A 21,455-nucleotide genomic window follows, 5' to 3' on the forward strand; every position below is an offset into this window, starting at 1 on the left:
CGCTACGTGTTCAGAGATGCCGCTGGGCGCGCAAGATTAACAGCAATTGCTTACGGTTGGATCAATGCACATCCTTCCAGTATTCACGCTTGAGCAAATAAGCGAATACGAAGAAGAAAGCCAGGTACAGCAAGACGTAGGTACCGATGCGCTGATGCTGCAGTTTGACCGGGTTGGCCGAGTAGGCCAGGAAGGTCACCAGGTTCTTGACCTTCTCGTCGAACTGCTCTTCGTTCAGCGTACCGGTCTTGGGCACGATGGTCAGTTGATCGCACGCTTCATGGGTCAGCGGCGTGCCGGTCAACGGATCATATTGCTTCTTGCCGTCTTCAACGACCTGAACCTGCTTGCATCCTACCACTTGGCGCCCCTGCAGGCCGACCAGAACGTTCGGCATGCCGACGTTCGGGAAGACTTTGTTGTTCACGCCATAGGGGCGTGCAGGGTCTTCGTAGAAGGACTTGAGGTAACCGTAGAGCCAGTCGGTACCGCGTACACGGGCCACCAGGGTAAGGTCGGGCGGTGCGGCGCCGAACCAGGTCTTGGCGTCGGCCGGTTGCATGCCGATGTTCATGTGGTCGCCGATCTTGGCACCCGTGAACACCGCGTGGCTGAGCATCACTTCATGGGGAATGCCCAGGTCATCGGCAACGCGCTCGTACCGTTGGAACTTGGCGCTGTGGCACCCCATGCAGTAGTTGGTGAATGTACGCAGCCCGTCCTGCATGGCGGCTTTGTCAGACACATCGATATCGACTTTTTCCAGCTGCGCACCATGTTCGGCAGCGAAGGACAGTAGCGGCAGTGCCGCAAGCACGAATGCAACGAGTAATTTTTTCATCAGCCAGTCACCCTTTCCGGAACCGGTTTGGTCTTCTCGAGCCGGGTATAGAACGGCATCAGAATAAAGTAGGCGAAGTACAGGAAGGTGCAGACCTGCGACAGCAACGTCCGCTCAGGGGTGGGCGCCAATACACCCAACACACCCAGGATCACAAACGAAATGCAGAACACCCACAGCCAGATCTTGCTCAGCCAGCCTTTGTAGCGCATTGACTTGACCGGGCTACGGTCGAGCCACGGCAGCACGAACAGCACCGCGATGGCCGCGCCCATGGCGATCACGCCCATGAGTTTGTCGGGGATCGCGCGCAAGATCGCGTAGAACGGCGTGAAGTACCAGACCGGGGCAATGTGCTCAGGTGTCTTGAAGGCGTTGGCCTGTTCGAAGTTAGGCTTCTCCAGGAAATAACCGCCCATCTCCGGGAAAAAGAACACGATCGAGCAGAACACAAACAGGAACACGACCACGCCGACAATGTCTTTCACGGTGTAGTACGGGTGGAACGGAATGCCATCCAGCGGGATGCCGTTCTCGTCCTTGTGCTTCTTGATGTCCACGCCATCCGGGTTGTTGGAACCCACTTCGTGCAGCGCCAGGATATGCAAGACCACCAGGCCCAGGATCACGATCGGCAAGGCCACCACGTGCAAGGCGAAGAAGCGGTTCAAGGTGATGCCGGAGATCAGGTAGTCACCACGAATCCACTGGGTCAGGTCGTTGCCGATCACCGGGATTGCGCCGAACAGCGAGATGATCACCTGGGCGCCCCAGTACGACATCTGGCCCCAAGGTAGCAGGTAGCCCATAAAGGCTTCGGCCATCAGTGCCAGATAGATCAACATGCCGAAGACCCACACCAGCTCACGGGGCTTCTGGTACGAGCCGTAGAGCAGGCCGCGGAACATGTGCAGGTAGACGACGATAAAGAACGCCGACGCACCGGTGGAGTGCAACAGGCGCAGGATCGAGCCGTACTCGACATCACGCATGATGTATTCGACAGAGGCAAACGCCTCTTCCGCCGACGGCGTGTAGCTCATCGTCAACCACACGCCAGTGACGATCTGGTTGACCAGCACCAACAGCGCCAGGGAGCCGAAGAAGTAGAAGAAGTTGAAGTTTTTCGGCGCGTAATATTTGCTGAGATGGTCTTCCCACATTTTAGTGGCGGGGAAGCGCGCATCCACCCAATCCATGAACTTGCTCATCACGCGTTCTCCTTGTCGAGGCCAATGACAATGATGTCGTCAGATTCGTAATTGTGAGGAGGAACCGGCAGGTTCAGGGGCGCAGGCTGGGATTTGTAGACGCGGCCGGCGAGGTCATAGTGGGAACCGTGGCACGGGCAGAAATAACCGCCGACCCAGTCTTTGCCCAAGTCGACAGGCGCCACTTCCGGGCGGAAGGTAGGTGAACAACCCAAGTGGGTACACAGACCAACCAGCAGCAGAATTTCTGGCTTGATCGAACGCGCTTCGTTCTTGGCGTAGGCGGGCTGGTCGGACTTTTCGGACGTCGGGTCAGACAGCTGGCCTTCGATCTTCTTCAGATTCCCCAGGATTTCCTCGGTACGACGAACAATGAAAACCGGCTGGCCGCGCCACTCAGCAATCATCTGCTGGCCTGGCTCGATCTTGCTGACATTCACCTTCACCGGTGCACCTGCGGCTTTCGCCTTGGCACTGGGAAACCATGACCCCACGAACGGGACCGCAGCCCCCACCGCTCCTGCAGCACCCACCACGGATGTGGCTGCTACCAAGAAGCGACGCCGGCCTGCATTCACGCCGTCATTGCTCATTCAGTCCTCTCCCATCAGCTTTTTGGCCTGTTAAATCAGGCGTCTACTAAGTGTTGAATCTTTACTTATAAAAATTTTGACGGATGGTAATGAAAAGCCCCACGTATGACAAGGGAATTGCCCGGGGCTCCGCCTCCAGGCCTTGTAGTATAGGGGGTCTACGGATGTGGCAAGTTGTCACGGCGAAAAATGTGCATAAATCGCAGGCAATAAAAAACGCCCAGCTCCGTGAGGAGGCTGGGCGTTTTTGTGGAACGTAAAGCGAATTAACGCTTCGAGTACTGCGGACGCTTACGCGCTTTACGCAGACCGACTTTCTTACGTTCAACTTCACGAGCATCGCGAGTCACGAAGCCAGCTTTGCGCAGAGCGCCACGCAGGGTTTCGTCGTACTGCATCAGAGCGCGAGTGATACCGTGGCGGATTGCGCCAGCTTGACCACTTACACCGCCACCGATAACGGTGACGTAGATGTCGAACTTTTCAACGGTCTCGGTCAATTCCAGCGGCTGACGAACTACCATGCGGGCAGTTTCGCGACCGAAGAAGTTGTCCAGGGAGCGGTTGTTGATCGAGATGTTACCAGTGCCCGGACGCAGGAAAACGCGTGCGGTTGCGGTTTTGCGACGGCCAGTGCCGTAATTTTGAGTCGCCGACATAATGAACTATTCCGTTAAAACTTCAGTTCTTGGGGCTGCTGAGCAGCATGAGGGTGTACAGCGCCCGCATAGACTTTCAGCTTGCGAAACATATCGCGACCCAGTGGGCCCTTAGGCAGCATGCCTTTGACCGCGATTTCGATCGGGGCTTCAGGCTTCTTGGCAATCAGGCCTTCGAAGTTGGAAGACTTGATACCGCCTGGGAAACCGGAGTGACGGTAGTACATTTTGTCGCTTGCTTTGTTGCCGGTTACACGAACCTGCTCAGCGTTGATGATGACGATGTAGTCGCCGGTATCAACGTGCGGGGTGTATTCAGGCTTGTGCTTGCCACGCAGACGGCTGGCGACTTCAGTGGCCAGACGACCCAGGGTCTGACCAGCGGCGTCGACGACAAACCAGTCGCGCTGAACTGTTTCCGGTTTTGCAGTAAAAGTTGTCATTCTTTAATAGCCTCAGGGGCCGCCTGTAAATTTAGACGGCGGATCTTACTGAATAGTGCGTACTTTGACAAGGTCAAAGGCAGCCGGATACAGACGCTATCGGGGGCTCGGGTCGGCGCGTCCGTTCAACGGCAAGATTCTTCGGCAGGCGGCGCATCACTTCCACTGCAGAAAGAGGTGGGCAATTATGCAGATTGCGAAAAAAAATTCAACCTGCTTTTATGATTGTTTTACCCCGAAGGAGTACCCGATGGATTACCGACAGCTGGGCCGCACCGATCTGAATGTCAGCGCGATCGCGTTGGGCACCATGACCTGGGGCGAGCAGAACAGCGAGGCAGAGGCCTTCGCGCAGATCGAAAGGGCCAAGGCCGCGGGGATCAACTTCCTCGACACCGCAGAAATGTACCCGGTGCCGCCCAAGGCCGACACCTACGCCACCACCGAGCGCTACATCGGCAACTACTTCAAAAGCCGTGGCGACCGCGCCGACTGGATTCTCGCCAGCAAGATCGCCGGCCCCGGCAACACCATCGACTATATCCGCGATGGCCACCTGCGCCACAACCGCAAGCACATCGCCGCAGCCCTGGACGCCAGCCTCAAGCGCCTGCAGACCGAGTGGATCGACCTCTACCAACTGCATTGGCCGGAGCGCAGCACCAACTTCTTCGGCCAGTTGAGCTACAAGCACAAGGACGAAGACGACCTCACCCCACTGGAGGAAACGCTCGAAGCCCTGGATGAACAGGTAAAGGCCGGCAAGATCCGCCACATTGGCCTGTCCAACGAAACGCCGTGGGGCGCCATGAAGTTCCTCGCCCTGGCCGAAGCCCGCGGCTGGCCACGTGCAGTGTCAATCCAGAACCCCTACAACCTGCTTAACCGCAGCTTTGAAGTGGGCCTGGCGGAGGTTGCCATTCGTGAACAGTGCGGCTTGTTGGCCTATTCGCCTTTGGCGTTCGGCATGCTCAGTGGCAAGTACGAAAATGGCGCTCGCCCGGCCAAGGCGCGCCTGACCGAGTACAGCCGCTTCAGCCGCTACTTCAACCCGCAATCGGAAGCGGCGTGCAGCCGGTATGTGGCTCTTGCGCGGGAACATGGCCTGGACCCGGCGCAGATGGCGCTGGCGTTTGTGACGCAGCAACCGTTTGTGACCAGCAATATTATTGGGGCCACATCGCTGGAACAACTGGACAGCAACATCGCCAGTGCCGACATGAAATTATCGAAAGAAGTGTTGGAAGGGATTGAGGCGATTCAGAAGGATCATCCCAACCCAGCACCTTGATTGATCCGCACTGATCGTTCCCACGCTCTGCGTGGGAATGCCGCCTTGGACGCTCTGCGTCCGCTTTCAGAGTCGTGACGCGGAGCGTCACATGAGGCGTTCCCACGCGGAGCGTGGGAACGATCAATCAAGAGCACCTAACAATCAAAGTGCCCGCGCAATGATCTCCTTCATGATCTCATTGGTCCCCGCATAAATGCGCTGCACCCGCGCATCCGCCCAGGCCCGGGCAATCGGGTATTCCCACATGAAGCCGTAGCCGCCATGCAACTGCACGCACTCATCGAGCACCTTGCACTGCAGGTCGGTGGCCCAGTACTTGGCCATCGCCGCCGTGGGCACGTCCAGCTTGCCTTCCAGATGCAAGGCCATGCACTGGTCGACAAACACACGGCCAATCTGAATCTCGGTGGCCATCTCCGCCAGCTTGAACCGGGTGTTCTGGAAGTCGGCGATCGCCTTGCCGAACGCCTTGCGCTCACGGGTGTAGTCCATGGTCCACTGCAACGCCGCTTCGGCTGAGGACAGCGCGCCAATCGCCACGGTCAGGCGTTCTTGCGGCAACTCTTGCATCAGGTAGGCAAAGCCCATGCCCGCCTGGCCCAGCAGATTTTCCTTGGGCACGCGCACATCCTGGAAGAACAGCTCCGAGGTGTCCTGGGCCTTCATGCCAACTTTCTCCAGGCGCTTACCTTTGTCGAAGCCCGGCGTGTCGGCTTCCACCAGGAACAGACTGGTACCCTTGGCGCCAGCCTTGGGGTCGGTCTTGGCGACGACAATCACCAGATCGGCCAGGTAACCGTTGGTGATAAAGGTCTTGGAGCCGTTGATCACATACTCGTCACCGTCCAGCACTGCGCTGGTCTTGACCCCTTGCAGGTCGGAACCGGCGCCCGGCTCGGTCATGGCAATGGCTGTGACCCTCTCTCCGGAGATCAACTGGGGCAGGTACTTGTGCTTCAGCGCTTCACTGCCGTAATGCAGGATGTAGGGCGCGACGATATCCGAATGCAGGGAAAAACCGATGCCGGTCAAACCCAGGCGGCTGACTTCTTCGATCACCACCGCGCTATAGAGAAAGTCCGCGCCCAGCCCGCCATACTCCTCTGGCAGGTGGGAACACAACATGCCCGCCTCCCCCGCCTGGTTCCACAAGTTACGGTCGATATAGCCCTGCTTTTCCCATTGCCCATGGAAGGGCACGGCATGCTTTTCGAGGAAAGTGCGTACGCTCTCACGGAAGAGTTCGTGCTCCGAGCTGAACAAGGTTCTGGGGATCATGGGTCACCTGCGTGGATTGTCGGACAAGGACGAGCCCACAGAGCCTATGCCCCGAAGGCGTCACGGGACACTGGACACATGCGACAAAAAATAAGACGATCCAGCCGTCTGGTGACCACTTTCCCCTATAAGAATAAATGAAATTATGTCTAACCAAATCTCCACGCCGTTGCGGCGCGTCAGCATTTTGGCCATTGATCGGGTATTCGCTTCAACCCTCATGCAAGCCAAGGATTTCTTCCATCTCGCCAGCCTGCGCCATGGCAAACAGCAAGGGCTGGGCCTGACCCCAGGGTTCGAAACGCGCCTGGTCAGCCCCGACGGCCAGTCCGTGCGCAGCTTCAGCGATGTGATCATGCCAGTGGACGGCGGCCTCGAAGACGCCGACATCATTGTGCTGCCGGCCTTCTGGGACGACTTCGATGCCCTGTGCTCCCGCTACCCGCAAGTGCTGCCGTGGCTGCGCGAACAGCACGCCCGCGGCGCCGTACTCTGCGGCGAGGCCACCGGGGTGTTCTGGCTGGCCGAAGCCGGGCTGCTCGATGGCAAGGAGGCGACCACCTACTGGCGCTTCTTCAATGCCTTCAGCGAGCGCTTCCCCAAGGTGCAACTCAACCAGGACAAGCACCTCACGGATGCCGATAACCTGTACTGCGCCGGCGGCACCACGTCGGCCTGCGACCTTTATATCTACCTGATCGAACGCTTCTGCGGCGCCAACATCGCCCAGGCGGTGGCCCGCGATATTCTCTATGAGGTGCAGCGCAACTATTCACCGGGGCGGATCGGGTTTGGCGGGCAGAAGCTGCATCAGGACGTGATCATCCTGCAGATCCAGCATTGGCTTGAAGAGCACTTTGCCGACAAATTCCGCTTTGAAGACGTCGCCCGGGAACACGGCATGAGCATCCGCAACTTCATGCGCCGATTCCAGACCGCCACCGGTGACAAGCCGCTGCATTACCTGCAGCGCCTACGCATCGAAACGGCCAAGGGCTTGCTCTCGGGCAGCCGCAAGAGCATCAAGACCATCAGCTACGAGGTGGGTTACGACGATGCGAGTTTCTTTGCGCGGTTGTTCAGGCAGCACACGGAGTTGTCGCCCAACCAGTACAGGCAGCAATTCCAGCAAGCCGCCTGAGCTCAGACCAACACAAACCATTGTGGGAGCTGGCTTGCCTGCGATGACGGTGTATCAGCCAGCCTATAGTTGGCTGATACACCCCCATCGCGGGCAAGCCCGGCTCCCACATTAGCTCTCCATTGAGCTGGAGATTGCTTAAGGCTTGTGGCCGCGCGACAGGAACTCGTGGGACTGCATTTCCAGCAGGCGACTCAAGGTGCGCTGGAATTCGAAGTTCAAGCGGCCGCCGGTATAGAGGTCCTTGAGTTCGACTTCCGCCGAGATGATCAGCTTGACGTTACGGTCGTAGAACTCATCGACCATGTTGATGAACCGTCGGGCGATATCGTCGGTAGTCACGCCCATCTGTTCCACACCACTCAAGATCACGGCGTGAAAGATCTTGCCCAGCTCGATGTAATCGTTCTGGCTGCGTGGCCCATCGCACAGTTGGCGGAACTCGAACCAGGCCACGTCATCGCAGGTGCGCAGCGCGATGATTTCGCGGTTCTCGATCATCAGCTTGTCGTTTTCCACCGCCTGGGTGCACTCCGGCGTCAGCGCACGGAAGCTTTTCTTCAGGCTTTCGTGTGCTGCTTCGTTGAGCGGGAAGTGGAACAGCTCGGCTTGCTCCAGATGACGCAAGCGGTAGTCGACGCCGCTGTCGACGTTGACGATATCGGTGTTCTGCTTGATCAGCGCAATGGCCGGCAGGAAGCGTGCACGTTGCAGGCCGTCCTTGTACAGGCCATCGGGCACGATGTTCGACGTGGCCACCAGGGTCACACCGTTCTTGAACAGTTCTTCCATCAGGGTGCCAAGGATCATGGCGTCGGTGATGTCGGAGACGAAGAATTCATCGAAGCAGATCACCCGGGCCTCTTGGGCGAAACGCTTGGCGATGATGGTCAGCGGGTTTTTCTCGCCCGGCAGGGTCTTCATCTCTTCGTGCACGCGCTTCATGAAGCGGTGGAAGTGCGTACGCACCTTTTCCTTGAACGGCAGCGCTTCAAAGAAGGTGTCTACCAGGTAAGTCTTGCCACGGCCCACGCCGCCCCAGAAATACAGGCCCTTGACCGGCGTGTGGTCTTTCTTGCCAAACAGCTTGCTGAACATCCCTGGCTTGCTTTGCGACGCGGCCACAAGGTCCTCGTACAGGCGCTGCAAATGACGCACGGCATTTTCCTGGGCCGCGTCGTGGAAGAACTCGGGGCGTTTCAGATCAGCTTGATATCGTTCTAGGGGCGTCATAATTTCGTTAGCAAGGCAACAAAAACGGGCCGACACTGTAACGACGGCCCTGGATAATGGCAATCAACCCTTGGTCGGGTTAATCCTCGATTGGGGTCAACGCAGCGCGCAAGGCTTCGATGGCCGCGTCACGCGATGCTTGATCGGCGTACTCGGCGCTGTCAGCGACTGCGGCGCCGTCCAGCCATACGCTGAAGCCCAGGGCCTCGGCGCGCACGTCCAGCGCATCACCACTTTGCAGTTGCTTGGTCACCGCGCCGGCTGCTTTGCCATCGGCAAAGTTGCGCGACAGCAGCAGTTGCTCGCCATCAGCGGCCAGCAGGCGGAAGCGGAAGCTGCCGTCAGTTTCACGGAAGCTCACAAACCGCGCAGCCTTCGCGGCTTTTTTCTTGGTGGCGACCGGCGCCGCCGCCTGGTTGACGAACGAACGCAGGCCCACCGCTTCACGCAGCTCGGCCAGAAACGGTGCCGCCACGGCACGGGCTTTTTTCGCGCCGACCTGCAGCAGGTCTTCCATGTCCGATGGGCGCGACATCAGTTGGTGGTAACGCTCGCGCGCTTCGCCGAGCTGGCCGTCGAGCAGTTGGAACAGACGGTTCTTTGCCTCGCCCCAGCCCAGGCCGTCTAGCAACTGACCGCGGAATTCGGCTTCCTGGGCCTTGGTCGCGAACGCCTGGTAAAGGGTGAACAGGTGCGAATTGTCCGGATCCTTGGGTTCGCCTGGCGCGCGGGAGTCGGTGACGATCCGCGAGATCGCGTCCTTCATGTCCTTGGCGCTGGTGAACAACGGGATGGTGTTGTCGTAGCTCTTGGACATCTTGCGACCATCCAGGCCCGGCAAGGTGGCAACGCTCTCTTCGATCAGCGCCTCGGGCATGGTGAAGAATTCTTTACCGTTGCCGAACAGGTGGTTGAAGCGCTGGCCGATGTCGCGGGCCATTTCCACGTGCTGGATCTGGTCGCGGCCCACCGGCACCTTGTGCGCGTTGAACATCAGGATGTCCGCTGCCATCAGCACCGGGTAGCTGTACAGGCCCATGCTGATGCCCGCATCCGGGTCTTCGCCGTTCTCCACGTTCTTGTCCACCGAGGCCTTGTAGGCATGGGCGCGGTTGAGCAGGCCCTTGGCGGCAACGCAGGTCAGCAGCCAGGTCAGCTCGGGGATTTCCGGGATGTCCGACTGGCGGTAGAAAGTCACCCGGTTCACATCCAGGCCACCGGCCAGCCAGGTCGCGGCGATTTCCATACGCGAGCGCTGGATGCGCTGCGGGTCATCGCATTTGATCAGGGCGTGGTAGTCGGCCAGGAAATAGAAGGAATCGGCATTCGCGTCTTCGCTGGCGAGGATCGCCGGGCGAATCGCACCGGCGTAGTTGCCCAGGTGCGGCGTGCCGGTGGTGGTGATGCCGGTGAGGATACGGGTACGGGTCGTCATGGGTGATCGCTTGTCATCAATTCGAAAGGCGTGGCAGCACCAGATCCTTGAGATCGGTCAGCTTGCCATGAAAAAAGTGTCCGCATTCTGCCACTTTCAGCAGCTCATGGGGGCGTTTCAGGGCGGCGGACCAGGCATAGACCACTTGCGGGTCGACCACTTCGTCGCTTTCCGGCTGGATCAGGGTCAATGGGCAGCCTTGGGGCAGCACGTCCGACTCGCCCAGGCGCATCACCGCCGCAGCCACCATGAACAGGTGCGCGAGCTTTTCGCCCTTGGCCTCCAAACGCCCGCCGAGACTGGCAGCCACGTAACCGCCGAAGGAAAAACCGAGCAAGGTGATTGGCAGGTCCGGGTGCTTTTCCCGCAGCCAGGTGGCGGCCGCTTCAGCGTCGTCGACCTCACCGGTGGCCATATCGTGAGTACCGGCACTGGCACCCACGCCCCGGTAATTGAAACGCAAAGTAATCAAACCCGCATCGCGGGCAGTGCGTTGCAGGGTCGAGACGACTTTATTGAGCATGGTGCCACCCTGCACCGGGTTAGGGTGGCAAACCAGCGCCAGGCCACGTGGTTCGGGGTGATCCAGGTACAGGGCTTCCAATTGGCCCGCCGGGCCATCGATCAAAACGGGGGTTTCACGCATGAGCAAGGATGAACTCCGTGACCTCTCAAGGGGTCGACTCGTCTAGCTAAAAGTCTGTGCATGGCATCATTGCGAGCTTAATCGCGGTATACAGCGCAGGTTTGAGCCGTTAACGTAAAGCAAAGCCGTTTATAGAGGAAGGACTCGTGGAACACTCGCTCTTAGTTTGGTTGTTGCCGACTCTTGCCCTGGTTGCCGGTGTCGCCATTGGTTTCCTGGTTGCCCGCCTGCTGCCCAATGCCGCGCCTAACCGCACGCAGCGTCAGCTGGATGACATTCAGGAACGTTTTGACAGTTATCAGAACGAGGTTGTTACCCACTTCAACAGCACCGCGACCCTGGTCAAGAAGCTCACCCAGAGCTACCAGGAAGTACAGGATCACCTCGCCGATGGCGCTAACCGCCTGGCCCTCGACGACATCACCCGCCAGCGCCTGCTGGCCGCGCTGCATTCCGATGCACCGCAAACCCCACGGGAACGCCTGACCCCGCCTCGGGAAAACCAGGAGCCACCACGGGACTACGCGCCAAAGACGCCGAACGCTCCAGGCATGTTGGATGAGCATTACGGCTTGAAGAAGTAAGTCATCTTCGGGCAATAAAAAAGCCCGGCTGATCGATGATCAGCCGGGCTTTTTATTAGGTGCCTGAATCATCAGACAACACCGCCTCCTGTGGGAGCTGGATTGCCTGCGATAGCGGCGTGCCCGTTGACACACCTGCCTCAGACACTCCGCCATCGCGGGCAAGCCCGGCTCCCACATCGAGCGCGCACGCGTTCAGGTCGGTTGTTGTTCCTGCAACCGCCCACCGTCGATGCGCACATGCCGCCCATGGAAACGCTTGAGGCTGCTGCGGTGGCCGACGCTGACGATGCTCAACCCCGGCAATTGATCGATCAACGCCTGGTACAAGGTTGCTTCGTCTTCTTCATCCATGGCCGAGGTTGCCTCATCCATGTACAGCCATCGCGGTGCAAACAACAGCGCACGGGCAAAGGCCAGGCGCTGTTGCTCACCCGGCGAGAGCATGCGTTGCCAGTGGTTGGCTTCATCCAGGCGATTGACCAGGTGCGGCAGGCGGCAAGTCTCCAGGACCTGTGCATAACGTTCTGCCGGATAGACGCTGTCGTCCTGTGGATAACTCAACACGGCCTTGAGCGTACCAATCGGCAAGTAAGGCTTCTGTGGCAGGAACAGATAGCGCGTCGCCGGTAAGCGAATGCTGCCATGACCGGCGGGCCACAGATGCCCCATCGCCCGCAGCAAAGTGCTCTTGCCGCTGCCGGAACGCCCGCTGAGCATGACGCGCTCGCCAGGCTCCACGGTCATGTCGGCATCAGTGAGCAGGTGACGGCCGTCGGCCAGGTCCATGCCCAGGTCCTTGATCACCAGGCGCTCGCCTTCAGGGCGCACGTCGATCGCCGGCGTACGCTGCTCGTTGTCGCTCATGGCTTGCTGGAAACTCAGCAGACGGTCGCTGGTGGCGCGCCAGGTTGCCAGCTCCGAATAGGCGTTGATAAACCAGCTGAAGTTCTCTTGCACGTTGCCGAACGCCGAGTTGATTTGCATCAGCTCGCCCAGCTCGATCTTGCCGGTGAAATAGCGCGGCGCGGCGACGATAAAGGGGAAGATGATTGCGATCTGGCTGTAGCCGGCGGTGAAAAAGGTCAGGCGCTTGGACACTTTCATGATGTCCCAGAAGTTCTGCCAGACTTTGCCGAAGCGGGTGCTCAGGCGCTGCCTTTCATTCGGCTCGCCGTTGTACAGGGCGATACTTTCGGCATTCTCACGCACCCGCACCATGGAAAAACGCAGGTCCGCTTCAAAGCGTTGTTGCTGGTTGCTCAGGCCAATCAAGCGCCGGCCGATCAGGTGCGTCAGCCAACTGCCCACGGCGGCGTACAGCAACGCACACCAGAACATGTAACCGGGGATGGTGACGCCGAACACTTCGATGCTGCCCGAGACACCCCACAGGATGATCGAGAATGACACCAGGCTGACCACGTTACGCAGCAACCCAAGGCCCAGGCTCAAGGTGCCGGACGTAAAGTTGTTGAGGTCTTCGGAAATCCGCTGGTCCGGGTTATCGGTGTAGCCGCCCTGCTCCAGCTGGTAGTAATTCTTGTGGGCCAGCCAACGGCTGAAGTGTTTTTCGGTGAGCCAGGCGCGCCAGCGGATCGTCAGCATCTGGGTCAGGTAAAGGCGGTACACCGCACCGAGTATCGCCACCGCCGCGATCCCGCCGAAATAGCCGATCAACTGCCAGAAGGCCGCGGTGTCCTTCTTCTCCAGGGCGTTGTAGAAGTCTTTGTACCAGTGGTTGATCCACACGGAGATCGCCACGCTGAACAGCGACAGGCCAATCACTGCGGCCAGCAGCAGCCAGGCCCTGCCCTTCTCTTCACTGCGCCAATAGGGTGTGATCATCGCCCAGGTTCGGCGGAAGAATTGCCCACGCACCGCGTCGTTGACCGCGCGATATTCAGCATTCTGATTCATCGTTCAGGCTCGGTAGGAAAAAGTCACAGGCGTTTGAACCGATCATAGGGGATCGGTTCGTGCGTCCGTGCAGCCTGAAGCGAGTTGTTCAGTCGCCGTTCAGCGTCGTACCGGGCGCTTCTGCAACTTGCGCTGCAAGGTACGCCGATGCATGCCCAAAGCGCGGGCGGTGGCGGAGATATTGCCTTCGTGCTCGGTCAGCACGCGCTGGATGTGTTCCCACTGCAGGCGGTCCACCGACATCGGGTTTTCCGGCACCAGGGTGTCGAGGTCGGCATGCTCGGACAGCAAGGCGGCCAGCACGTCGTCGGCATCCGCGGGTTTGCACAGGTAATTGCAAGCGCCGCGCTTGATCGCCTCGACGGCGGTGGCAATGCTGGAGTAACCGGTGAGGATCACCACGCGCATTTCCGGGTCGAGTTCCAGCAGCTTGGGCAGCAGTACCAGGCCCGAGTCGCCGTCCATTTTCAGGTCGAGGGCGGCGTAGTCCGGCAGGTCGGCCTGGGCGATGGTCAGGCCCTCTTCGGCAGAGCCAGCAGTGCTGACGCGAAAACCGCGCCGGCTCATGGCGCGCGCCATCACGCGGGTAAAGGTCGCGTCGTCATCTACCAGCAACAGGTGCGGCAGTTCTTCGCCTTCGACTTGGATCTCGTCACTCATCGATATCTCCTCGTGCGACACGGGGCAGGCGCAGCTCGGTGAGCGTGCCACCTTCCTCATGACTATAGAGCTTCACTGAGCCGCCCGCGCGGGTCACGCTGGCCTTGCTCAAAAACAGGCCCAGGCCGAAGCCTTTGCCCTTGGTGGTAAAGAAGGGTTTGCCGATCTGCTCGGCAATGGCCAACGGCACGCCCGCGCCGTGGTCACGAATGCTGATGGTGACGTTTTCCGCGTCCCAGTCCAACTGCACGCCGAGGCCTTCAGGGCAAGCGTCGGCTGCATTGTTCAGCAAGTTGAGCAGCGCCTGGGTCAGGTCCGGCGGTGGCGCCATGCGCGGCACGCTGCCTTGGCCCAGCAGGTTGAAACGGTAACTGGCTTCGGGACGCATCAGGTGCCAGCGGTTGAGCGCCTCATCGAGCCACTGGGTGACGTCCTGCATTTCGACCGCCAGACGGCGATTGGCTTCAGCGGCGCGCACCAGTTGCTGCAACGTCAGCTTGCACTGCTTGACCTGTTCCTGCAGCACGCTCAAATCGTCCTGCAGGGCCGGGTCGTGATGGTCCTGGGTCATTTCCTTGAGCAGCACGCTCATGGTCGCCAGCGGCGTGCCCAACTCATGGGCAGCGCCTGCGGCCTGGGTGGCGACAGCCAGCAACTGCTGGTCACGCAGGCCTTCTTCACGGCGAATGGCGCGCAGTTCTTCCTGGCGGCGCAGTTCTTCGGCCATGCGCGCGGCAAAGAAGGTGATGACTGCCGCAGACAGGGCGAAGCTCAACCACATTCCGTAGATCTGCAGGTTTTCCCGGGCGATGGGGAACGTCTGCAAGGGGTAGAACTGCGCCAACAGCAGGGTGTACAGCGTCAGCGCAATCCCCGACAGCACCACCGAATAGCGCCACGGCAGGGTGACGGCAGCGATGGTCAAAGGCACCAGGTAGTAGGAGACGAAGGGGTTGGTGGACCCACCGGAGAAGTACAGCAACACGCTGTGGATAAACAGGTCACAGGCCAGTTGCAGAGCATATTCCAACTCGGTCACCGGCCAAGTGGTACGCAATCGAATGGCGGTGAACACACACAATACGGTGGAAAAACCCAGGGTCACGGCCAGTTGCAGCCAGGGCAGCGGCAGCAGGTCGAACCAATAGGCAAGCCCGACGGAACCAGCCTGTGCGGCCAATACCAGGGTGCGAATGAACGTCAGGCGCCAAAGGTTCTGGCGAGTGGCGGAAGTCAGTTTTACGGCGGCGAGCATGAGCTCTCCCGTTGAGCGCTGCAGGCGGATCGGCACGAGTATAAACGAAGCAGACCTGCTGGCACGGCGTGTGTGGCTCTTTGACGCAGGCCGGGTAAATGACCGTTCGTCGGCGCCGGCATAACTTGTAGGTAATGTGTAAACCCGAAGAACCCAGTGCCAACGTCTACAGTCATACCGAGCACGACTATCTCAAGGAGCTTCCATGTCTCGTTTCATTCGCAGTGCAGCCATCATTACCCTCAGCGCCAGCGCCCTGGCCAGCCTGCCGGCCATGGCCGCCGATGCATTGCATTACAACCAGATCTCCCTGCGCGCCGAAGCCAGCCAGGAAGTGGCCCGCGACAAGATGATCGTCACCCTTTACACCGAATCGCAAAACGCCGACCCGGCCAAGCTCGCGGCCGAAATCACCACCACCCTGAACCAGGCCCTGGGCCAGGCGCGCGAAGTCAAAGGCGTGACCTTGCGCCAGGGCAGCCGCAACAGCTACCCGATCTACGACAGCAAGAACCAGAAGATCACCGGCTGGCGTGAACGCGCCGAGCTGCGCCTGGAAAGCGCGGACTTCCCGGCGCTGTCCAAGCTCACCGGCGAGCTGTTGAACACGTTGAAAATGGACAGCATGGACTTCGCCATCGCCGATGCCACGCGCAAGGCCAGCGAAGATGCGCTGCTCAAAGACGCCGTGGCTGCATTCAAGGCGCGCGCACAATTGGCGACCGATGCACTCGGTGGCAAGGGCTACAAGATCGTCAACCTGAACTTCAACACCAATGGCTACCCGATGCCTTATGCCCGTGGCGGCATGATGATGAAGGCAGCCATGGCCGATTCAGCACCGACGCCGGAAGTGGAAGCAGGTACCAGCCAGGTCAGCATGAGTGCCGATGGTGTGATCGAAATTTTACAGTAACTTTTTAGACAGAACAAAGGCGCAGCCCCACGGGATTGCGCTTTTTTTGCGCGCACGCGCGCCGTCATATACGGCAGCACATCTCGTAGGAATCAAGTGTCCGGTTTTCACGACTCATTACTGCCATAGCTACCAGGGAGGGCTGTGCTGGCATTTATTCATACAATGAGAGCCGAATTCATGTCCCTATCACTCGATCCAACACCCTCGTTATCGCTGCCCCTCGCCGTCGCTACTGCGACATCCAACACTCAAGCTCAGGCGACACCGGCATCGTCACCGCCCACGCCAAAGGCTGTCCAACCCGATGAAACAGCACTGCTCAAGGCCTACCTCGAGGCCGTACAACGCAAGGTGTTGCACGGCAATGCCGGGCTTATAACCGTGCCGCCCCAAAGCACTCTGGGCCAATGGCTCGGGCTGTATCGCATGCATGTGGAAAACGCCGTGGTACAGGGCTGGCTGCGCGAACAACACTTCGCCCCGGACACCTTGCTTTCAATCAACCCGTCTACAGGTACCTTGTCCGCCGAGATCGAGGGCAAAACGAAAACCTTCCATCTCTCGGATACATCAGGCTGGGGACAAATTTCAGGCCCCTTGCTGGAGACCGCAAAAGTTATCGCCCCTGGCAATAACGGTGATTTGCGTGTGAGGCTGGGTAAGGACTCCATACAGGTCAGTGCAAAAGTGGTGGCCAACTTTGAAGGCGTGTCCCTTCCCCAAACGCTGTCCCAGGCTCGAACACAAATAAGGTATCTGGAACATAAAGACAGCTTCGACCCTATCCCCGCCAATGACCGCCTGCGCCCTGCCAGCAGCCGCTCTTCACAAGCGCTGCAAGTGCAAAAACACAATGCCGCCAATTACTACAGCACCGCACCACAGGCGTTGGCTTACAAGCGTTTGGCGGTTGACGTCGCCAACAACCTACCCAATACGCGGGCAGAGGCCAAAAAGTGGGCGGATGACCTGCTGCTCAAACTCACGGGCAAACCTATCGACTCCGACACCGTGTACCTGAACCGTTTCAAAGGTGGCGAAAGTGCAGACACGGCGACCGGCTGGGAACACACATTCCAAGAGCCCTGGTCTTCGCTGCGCCTGCCCGACGCCCTGCTGAAAAACTTCTCCGAGCACGATTGGGTGCCCGGCAACCTGGACCTGGAAGCGGGGCTGTATACCCAACCTGCTGGGCAAAGCGAAAAAGGCGGCTACGGCAAGCACAACCAGATCGACCTCAAACCGTCGCAAGTGATGCATGAAAGCTGGAAGACTGACTTCCAGAGCCAAATGACCCAGAAGATCGACAACTTCTGGAACTCTCATTCCGATAGCTACCAGACGGCGATCAAAGGCGAGTTCACCTTCCAGGCCCGCAAACAATTCAAGACAGCTCAAGCATGGCCTGCAGTTGAACGTGCGCTGCAAGCACCCGAACACCAATTCACTCGTGACGACTACAAGATGGTGATGGCAGCAGTACCCGACCTGCCCCTGGATGAAAATGCACCGATCAGCGTCGACCAACTCAAAGCCAAAACACCGATAAAAGCCCCTGTACAGGCGAATGCCTTGAGCATCCACGGTTTTACCTCCAGCGACATTGTGCGATTCAGCGCGGGCGACGGTGGCCGGCAAGTGCTTTACATCCCAGGCGCCGAGCCGGCGTTTCTCAGGTTCGACTCTGCGCAAAAGCTGGAACAATGGCTGATTGATCAGGCAAAAGATCCGAAAAAAAGTGAGGCCTTGGCGAGTCACTTCCCCATGATTTATCGCCAGGACCAAACCGCCGGTTTTGCCGCCAGAGCGGCGAAAGTACTTATGCCCCTCCTGTGGTTCACCCACGTAGGCGAAACGAAAGATGGCTTGGATACACACCTGAAGAAAATGGCCAGCGGCGAACTGAAGGGACCGGCAATCGATGCAAGCCACTCGAAAATTACCGGCGACTTATTTACTACCCTGGCGACCACCACCCAGGAGCGCATGAAAAGCGATGCTGACGTGGTCATCAAGTCAAACAGCGAAGAGACTCGAGACACCTGGCTCAACGACATTACCGTGGCGGCTGGCTTATTGGCCAAACTTGCGCCGATTGCCGCACCCGTGGCCGCGGTAGCCGTCGTGACAGGATTGACCGAATTGGCGCTGGGCGCAGAAAAAACCTCGTCTGGCGACACAGTGCAAGAGCGTGACGAGGGTGCCTCCAAGGCGTTCGATGGCTTACTGAACACACTCTTCTCGGTCGGAGCCAGCTCAGTCCCCGAAGACCCTTTTGCATTGCCTCCCGAAAAAGAATTACCACTGGGTGAACCGATTACCCCAACCCCCGCCAATGAAGTCGCGGAACCACAACCGGGACCGTCCGGGGGTACGCGCGCTGGCAAACCTGCTCCACAGCCCCTGCCTGACTCCCGGTCACTCATCCCGCTGGCCAAATATGCGGTCCCTGAGGGTGAGGCATTGATAAAAAATGCCACCCGAGATGCACTGGGGGTTTATCGAATGACTGACGACACCGGGGCGTTCCGCCAATTCGTACGCCTTACTGATGAAACAGGGACGAGCAAGGTCTTTGAAATATCCGGGCGCTACAGGACCGGCGACTCATTTGCCAAAATTATTGACCCGGATACTCGCGCAGGGCTGACGGTAATAACACCCGGGCGCGATGGCGAATGGGCTCGCGCGCCCGGCGACGGTGCTGGGTTGTTTGCATGGCTACGTCGTCCAGTTTCGCCAACGCCGAGTGATGACCTGAAGTCCCCACCCACTTTTGCCGATGAATTTGTCGATATCGATGGAAAAAAAATAGCCGGTGCCGAACAGTTCGATGAAATCTTGAAGAACAAAGCGGGAACCAACTACGAGTTCTCTTTCAGTCACATCGAGGAAGAAGGAATAATTAAAAAAAAGCTCATCACCTCGTGGACCCTTGAAGAACCGAATTTTACCTTGTTGCCGGAAGAGATAGCACACACCACGGAATACGGTGCCAGCGAGTATTCGCCCGCCTTCGTCAAGGATATCGATCGTAATCCTTACACTGTCACCACTACCGAAAACGCCTTGTCAGTGACTACTGAGCTGAACGCAACAGCAGACACGACGGCGGGTGCCAAGCAAGCAAGGATTGCGCAGTTCGAAGCGGCAATTCCCAATGCCGATCTGCGGGCTCGCATCTCCGAAGTGGCTCATCAAGGCTCTGCCGGGCCCGCTATCGTTGACCTACACGAACTTGACCTGAACAAAGAAGAGGTGACTCTGCAGAAGGGCTATTTTTTTAAGGCTGACAATACCCAGTTTCAGATTGAATACGATCCCTCGAACAACCTGGCCAAGGTCCATATGACTTCTGAAGGACACTTCTCTAACGCCGATAAAAATATCCAAAATGCTCCGGGTGTAAAGTTAACAATCAACAGGACCTTCACGATACGGGAGAGTAACGAGTTGGACGGTGCCTATGCGATCGATAAAGATGCTCCTACCAAGGTCGAGGTCACCTACATAGTAAATGCATAAACCGGCTAATGGCCCCTTACCTGAAACACCTGAACGGCGGTAACCTCGGTAACCGCCGTTTTTGTTTGGGCAGCCTAATATGCTTGCCATTTCAGGGGTCTCCATGGAAAGAATCGCCTTCAAACCACTATTGATCGCCGCAAGCCTGCTGGCCTGTATGCCCATGGCCCAGGCCGCCACCACCCTGGTCTATTGCTCCGAAGCCAGTCCCGCCGGCTTCGACCCCAGCCAATACACCAGCGGCACCGATTTTGATGCCTCCGCCGAAACCGTGTTCAACCGCCTGACCCAGTTCAAGCGTGGCGGCACCGAGGTAGAACCTGGTCTGGCGACAAGCTGGGATGTATCGAAGGACGGCCTGACGTACACCTTCCACCTGCGTGACGGGGTCAAGTTCCACACCACCGACTACTTCATCCCGACCCGCAATTTCAACGCCGATGACGTGCTGTTCACCTTCAATCGCTTGCTCGATGCCGCCAGCCCGTTTCGCAAGGCCTACCCGTCCGAATCGCCCTACTTCACCGACATGGGTTTGAACACCACGATCAAAAGCGTCGAAAAACTCGACGAGCACACTGTGCGGTTCAACTTGAACACTGTCGATGCTTCGTTCGTGCAAAACCTGGCCATGAGCTTTGCCTCTGTTCAATCGGCCGAATACGCCGCCCAGTTGTTGAAACAAGGCAAGGCCGAGCAGATCAACCAGCAACCGGTCGGTACCGGGCCGTTTGTGTTCAAGCGTTATCAGAAGGACTCGCAGATCCGTTATGTGGCCAATAAACAGTATTGGAAACCCGAGGATGTGAAGCTCGACAACCTGATATTCGCCATCACCCCGGACGCCGCCGCGCGCCTGCAGAAACTCAAGGCAGGCGAATGTCAGGTCAGCGGTTACCCGCGCCCTGCCGATATCGAAATGATGAAGCAAGACCCCAACCTGCGCGTATTGCAACAAGCAGGCTTCAACCTGGGCTTCCTGGCCTATAACGTGACTCACCCGCCGCTGGATCAACTCAAGGTTCGTCAGGCCCTGGACATGGCCATCGACAAGCCCGCCATCATCAAGGCCGTTTACCAGGGCGCCGGACAATTGGCGCAGAACGCACTGCCTCCCGCGCAGTGGTCTTATGACCCCACGATACACGATGCGCCCTACGACCCGACCAAGGCCCGCTTGCTACTAAAAGAAGCAGGGGTTGCACCAGGTACCACCATTAACCTGTGGGCGATGACCGTACAACGCGCCTCGAATCCTAATGCACGGATGTCCGCGCAGATGATTCAACAGGATTGGGCCAAGGTCGGTATCAAGGCCAACATCGTCAGCTATGAGTGGGGCGAGTACATCAAGCGCGCCAAAAACGGCGAGCACGATGCAATGATTTATGGCTGGACCGGCGACAACGGCGACCCCGATAACTGGCTAGGCGTGCTCTACAGTTGTGCCGCGGTCAATGGCAGCAACTATGCCAAATGGTGTAACCCGGCCTACGACAAGTTGGTGCAACAAGCCAAGGTCAGCAGCGACCGCGAGCAGCGCATCAAGTGGTATCAACAGGCCCAGAAAATCCTTAAGGAACAAGTACCTATAACGCCCATTGCAAACTCGACGGTTTTCCAGCCTATGCGCAAGCAAGTGCAGGATTTCAAGATCAGTCCGTTTGGACTGACGCCCTTCTACGGCGTGGGTCTAGATAAGTAACATCAATGCCCCAACCGAGTGCGCTAGACGCCTCGGATGGGCATTTTTAGTGCGCCATTTGCACCGAAAAAACCCTCCAAATAAGCACTTTTGTGTCGAAACTTTCATAATTG

18 protein-coding genes are annotated in these 21,455 nt (G+C 58.5%); 6 read left to right on the top strand and 12 right to left on the bottom strand.

What is annotated here, in order from left to right; all coding sequences use genetic code 11:
• Positions 1-61 precede the first annotated feature (61 nt).
• From MHH62_RS11595 to rplM, 5 genes are all read right to left on the bottom strand, one after another.
• Entirely contained in the window at positions 62-841 is a 780-nt protein-coding gene (locus tag MHH62_RS11595; protein WP_014716911.1) for a cytochrome c1, read from the bottom strand.
• Positions 841-2,052 (bottom strand): cytochrome bc complex cytochrome b subunit, encoded by a 1,212-nt coding sequence (locus MHH62_RS11600; RefSeq protein WP_003188526.1) that lies wholly within the window; start codon positions 2,050-2,052, stop codon positions 841-843. Before MHH62_RS11600 ends, MHH62_RS11595 begins: the two co-directional genes overlap by 1 nt.
• Positions 2,052-2,645, bottom strand: coding sequence for a ubiquinol-cytochrome c reductase iron-sulfur subunit (gene petA, locus MHH62_RS11605; RefSeq protein ID WP_003188524.1), 594 nt, complete (start codon positions 2,643-2,645; stop codon positions 2,052-2,054). Before petA ends, MHH62_RS11600 begins: the two co-directional genes overlap by 1 nt.
• Positions 2,646-2,911: 266 nt before the next feature.
• Positions 2,912-3,304: a 30S ribosomal protein S9 gene (rpsI, locus tag MHH62_RS11610; protein WP_002555064.1), complete on the bottom strand. Its 393-nt coding sequence runs from the start codon at positions 3,302-3,304 to the stop codon at positions 2,912-2,914.
• A 14-nt stretch (positions 3,305-3,318) separates the two neighbouring features.
• Entirely contained in the window at positions 3,319-3,747 is a 429-nt protein-coding gene (gene rplM / locus MHH62_RS11615) for a 50S ribosomal protein L13 (RefSeq protein WP_003188508.1), read from the bottom strand.
• A 250-nt stretch (positions 3,748-3,997) separates the two neighbouring features.
• On the opposite strand from rplM, the gene MHH62_RS11620 reads away from it, so the two are divergent.
• Complete coding sequence (locus MHH62_RS11620; protein ID WP_014716910.1) at positions 3,998-5,038, top strand: NADP(H)-dependent aldo-keto reductase; 1,041 nt, start codon at positions 3,998-4,000, stop codon at positions 5,036-5,038.
• Positions 5,039-5,182: 144 nt separating this feature from the next.
• Here MHH62_RS11620 and MHH62_RS11625 read toward each other — a convergent pair whose 3' ends face one another.
• Complete coding sequence (locus MHH62_RS11625) at positions 5,183-6,319, bottom strand: acyl-CoA dehydrogenase family protein (protein WP_103451292.1); 1,137 nt, start codon at positions 6,317-6,319, stop codon at positions 5,183-5,185.
• 220 nt (positions 6,320-6,539) lie between these two features.
• On the opposite strand from MHH62_RS11625, the gene MHH62_RS11630 reads away from it, so the two are divergent.
• Complete coding sequence (locus tag MHH62_RS11630) at positions 6,540-7,460, top strand: GlxA family transcriptional regulator (protein WP_169918830.1); 921 nt, start codon at positions 6,540-6,542, stop codon at positions 7,458-7,460.
• Between the two features lie 138 nt (positions 7,461-7,598).
• On the opposite strand, the gene zapE is transcribed toward MHH62_RS11630, so the two are convergent.
• The 3 genes from zapE to MHH62_RS11645 form a co-directional block, all read right to left on the bottom strand.
• Entirely contained in the window at positions 7,599-8,693 is a 1,095-nt protein-coding gene (zapE, locus tag MHH62_RS11635; protein WP_014716907.1) for a cell division protein ZapE, read from the bottom strand.
• Between the two features lie 79 nt (positions 8,694-8,772).
• Positions 8,773-10,128, bottom strand: a complete 1,356-nt coding sequence (locus tag MHH62_RS11640; protein ID WP_103451291.1) for a tryptophan--tRNA ligase — start codon at positions 10,126-10,128, stop codon at positions 8,773-8,775.
• A 16-nt stretch (positions 10,129-10,144) separates the two neighbouring features.
• On the bottom strand, positions 10,145-10,774 hold the full coding sequence (locus tag MHH62_RS11645) for an alpha/beta fold hydrolase (protein ID WP_038448913.1): 630 nt from the start codon (positions 10,772-10,774) through the stop codon (positions 10,145-10,147).
• 146 nt (positions 10,775-10,920) lie between these two features.
• On the opposite strand from MHH62_RS11645, the gene MHH62_RS11650 reads away from it, so the two are divergent.
• Positions 10,921-11,358 (top strand): DUF1043 family protein, encoded by a 438-nt coding sequence (locus MHH62_RS11650; RefSeq protein WP_003171734.1) that lies wholly within the window; start codon positions 10,921-10,923, stop codon positions 11,356-11,358.
• Between the two features lie 195 nt (positions 11,359-11,553).
• Here the strand turns inward: MHH62_RS11650 and MHH62_RS11655 are convergent, their stop codons facing one another.
• The 3 genes from MHH62_RS11655 to MHH62_RS11665 form a co-directional block, all read right to left on the bottom strand.
• Positions 11,554-13,278, bottom strand: a complete 1,725-nt coding sequence (locus tag MHH62_RS11655; protein ID WP_060766591.1) for an ABC transporter ATP-binding protein/permease — start codon at positions 13,276-13,278, stop codon at positions 11,554-11,556.
• Positions 13,279-13,377: 99 nt separating this feature from the next.
• Complete coding sequence (locus MHH62_RS11660; RefSeq protein ID WP_003171731.1) at positions 13,378-13,938, bottom strand: response regulator transcription factor; 561 nt, start codon at positions 13,936-13,938, stop codon at positions 13,378-13,380.
• Positions 13,931-15,193: an ATP-binding protein gene (locus tag MHH62_RS11665; protein ID WP_003188495.1), complete on the bottom strand. Its 1,263-nt coding sequence runs from the start codon at positions 15,191-15,193 to the stop codon at positions 13,931-13,933. Before MHH62_RS11665 ends, MHH62_RS11660 begins: the two co-directional genes overlap by 8 nt.
• A 205-nt stretch (positions 15,194-15,398) precedes the next feature.
• On the opposite strand from MHH62_RS11665, the gene MHH62_RS11670 reads away from it, so the two are divergent.
• The 3 genes from MHH62_RS11670 to MHH62_RS11680 all read left to right on the top strand — a co-directional run bounded on the left by MHH62_RS11670 (position 15,399) and on the right by MHH62_RS11680 (position 21,342).
• A complete protein-coding gene (locus tag MHH62_RS11670; protein ID WP_103451290.1) occupies positions 15,399-16,109 on the top strand; it encodes an SIMPL domain-containing protein in 711 nt (236 codons plus the stop codon).
• A 180-nt stretch (positions 16,110-16,289) separates the two neighbouring features.
• Positions 16,290-19,637: a DUF6543 domain-containing protein gene (locus MHH62_RS11675; protein ID WP_032872230.1), complete on the top strand. Its 3,348-nt coding sequence runs from the start codon at positions 16,290-16,292 to the stop codon at positions 19,635-19,637.
• A 103-nt stretch (positions 19,638-19,740) separates the two neighbouring features.
• Positions 19,741-21,342 (top strand): ABC transporter substrate-binding protein, encoded by a 1,602-nt coding sequence (locus MHH62_RS11680; RefSeq protein ID WP_339232978.1) that lies wholly within the window; start codon positions 19,741-19,743, stop codon positions 21,340-21,342.
• Positions 21,343-21,455: the final 113 nt, after the last annotated feature.

This window comes from Pseudomonas sp. FSL L8-0168, from assembly GCF_037976155.1.
In the GTDB taxonomy this organism is placed as follows: Bacteria; Pseudomonadota; Gammaproteobacteria; order Pseudomonadales; family Pseudomonadaceae; genus Aquipseudomonas; species Aquipseudomonas paracarnis.

Excerpts from the sequence above, each read along its gene's own strand:
- MHH62_RS11595 (WP_014716911.1), bottom strand. The coding sequence starts at position 841 with ATGAAAAAATTACTCGTTGCATTCGTGCTTGCGGCACTGCCGCTACTG.
- MHH62_RS11600 (WP_003188526.1), bottom strand. The coding sequence starts at position 2,052 with ATGAGCAAGTTCATGGATTGGGTGGATGCGCGCTTCCCCGCCACTAAA.
- petA (WP_003188524.1), bottom strand. The coding sequence starts at position 2,645 with ATGAGCAATGACGGCGTGAATGCAGGCCGGCGTCGCTTCTTGGTAGCA.
- rpsI (WP_002555064.1), bottom strand. The coding sequence starts at position 3,304 with ATGTCGGCGACTCAAAATTACGGCACTGGCCGTCGCAAAACCGCAACC.
- rplM (WP_003188508.1), bottom strand. The coding sequence starts at position 3,747 with ATGACAACTTTTACTGCAAAACCGGAAACAGTTCAGCGCGACTGGTTT.
- MHH62_RS11620 (WP_014716910.1), top strand. The coding sequence starts at position 3,998 with ATGGATTACCGACAGCTGGGCCGCACCGATCTGAATGTCAGCGCGATC.
- MHH62_RS11625 (WP_103451292.1), bottom strand. The coding sequence starts at position 6,319 with ATGATCCCCAGAACCTTGTTCAGCTCGGAGCACGAACTCTTCCGTGAG.
- MHH62_RS11630 (WP_169918830.1), top strand. The coding sequence starts at position 6,540 with ATGCAAGCCAAGGATTTCTTCCATCTCGCCAGCCTGCGCCATGGCAAA.
- zapE (WP_014716907.1), bottom strand. The coding sequence starts at position 8,693 with ATGACGCCCCTAGAACGATATCAAGCTGATCTGAAACGCCCCGAGTTC.
- MHH62_RS11640 (WP_103451291.1), bottom strand. The coding sequence starts at position 10,128 with ATGACGACCCGTACCCGTATCCTCACCGGCATCACCACCACCGGCACG.
- MHH62_RS11645 (WP_038448913.1), bottom strand. The coding sequence starts at position 10,774 with ATGCGTGAAACCCCCGTTTTGATCGATGGCCCGGCGGGCCAATTGGAA.
- MHH62_RS11655 (WP_060766591.1), bottom strand. The coding sequence starts at position 13,278 with ATGAATCAGAATGCTGAATATCGCGCGGTCAACGACGCGGTGCGTGGG.
- MHH62_RS11660 (WP_003171731.1), bottom strand. The coding sequence starts at position 13,938 with ATGAGTGACGAGATCCAAGTCGAAGGCGAAGAACTGCCGCACCTGTTG.
- MHH62_RS11665 (WP_003188495.1), bottom strand. The coding sequence starts at position 15,193 with ATGCTCGCCGCCGTAAAACTGACTTCCGCCACTCGCCAGAACCTTTGG.
- MHH62_RS11670 (WP_103451290.1), top strand. The coding sequence starts at position 15,399 with ATGTCTCGTTTCATTCGCAGTGCAGCCATCATTACCCTCAGCGCCAGC.
- MHH62_RS11675 (WP_032872230.1), top strand. The coding sequence starts at position 16,290 with ATGTCCCTATCACTCGATCCAACACCCTCGTTATCGCTGCCCCTCGCC.
- MHH62_RS11680 (WP_339232978.1), top strand. The coding sequence starts at position 19,741 with ATGGAAAGAATCGCCTTCAAACCACTATTGATCGCCGCAAGCCTGCTG.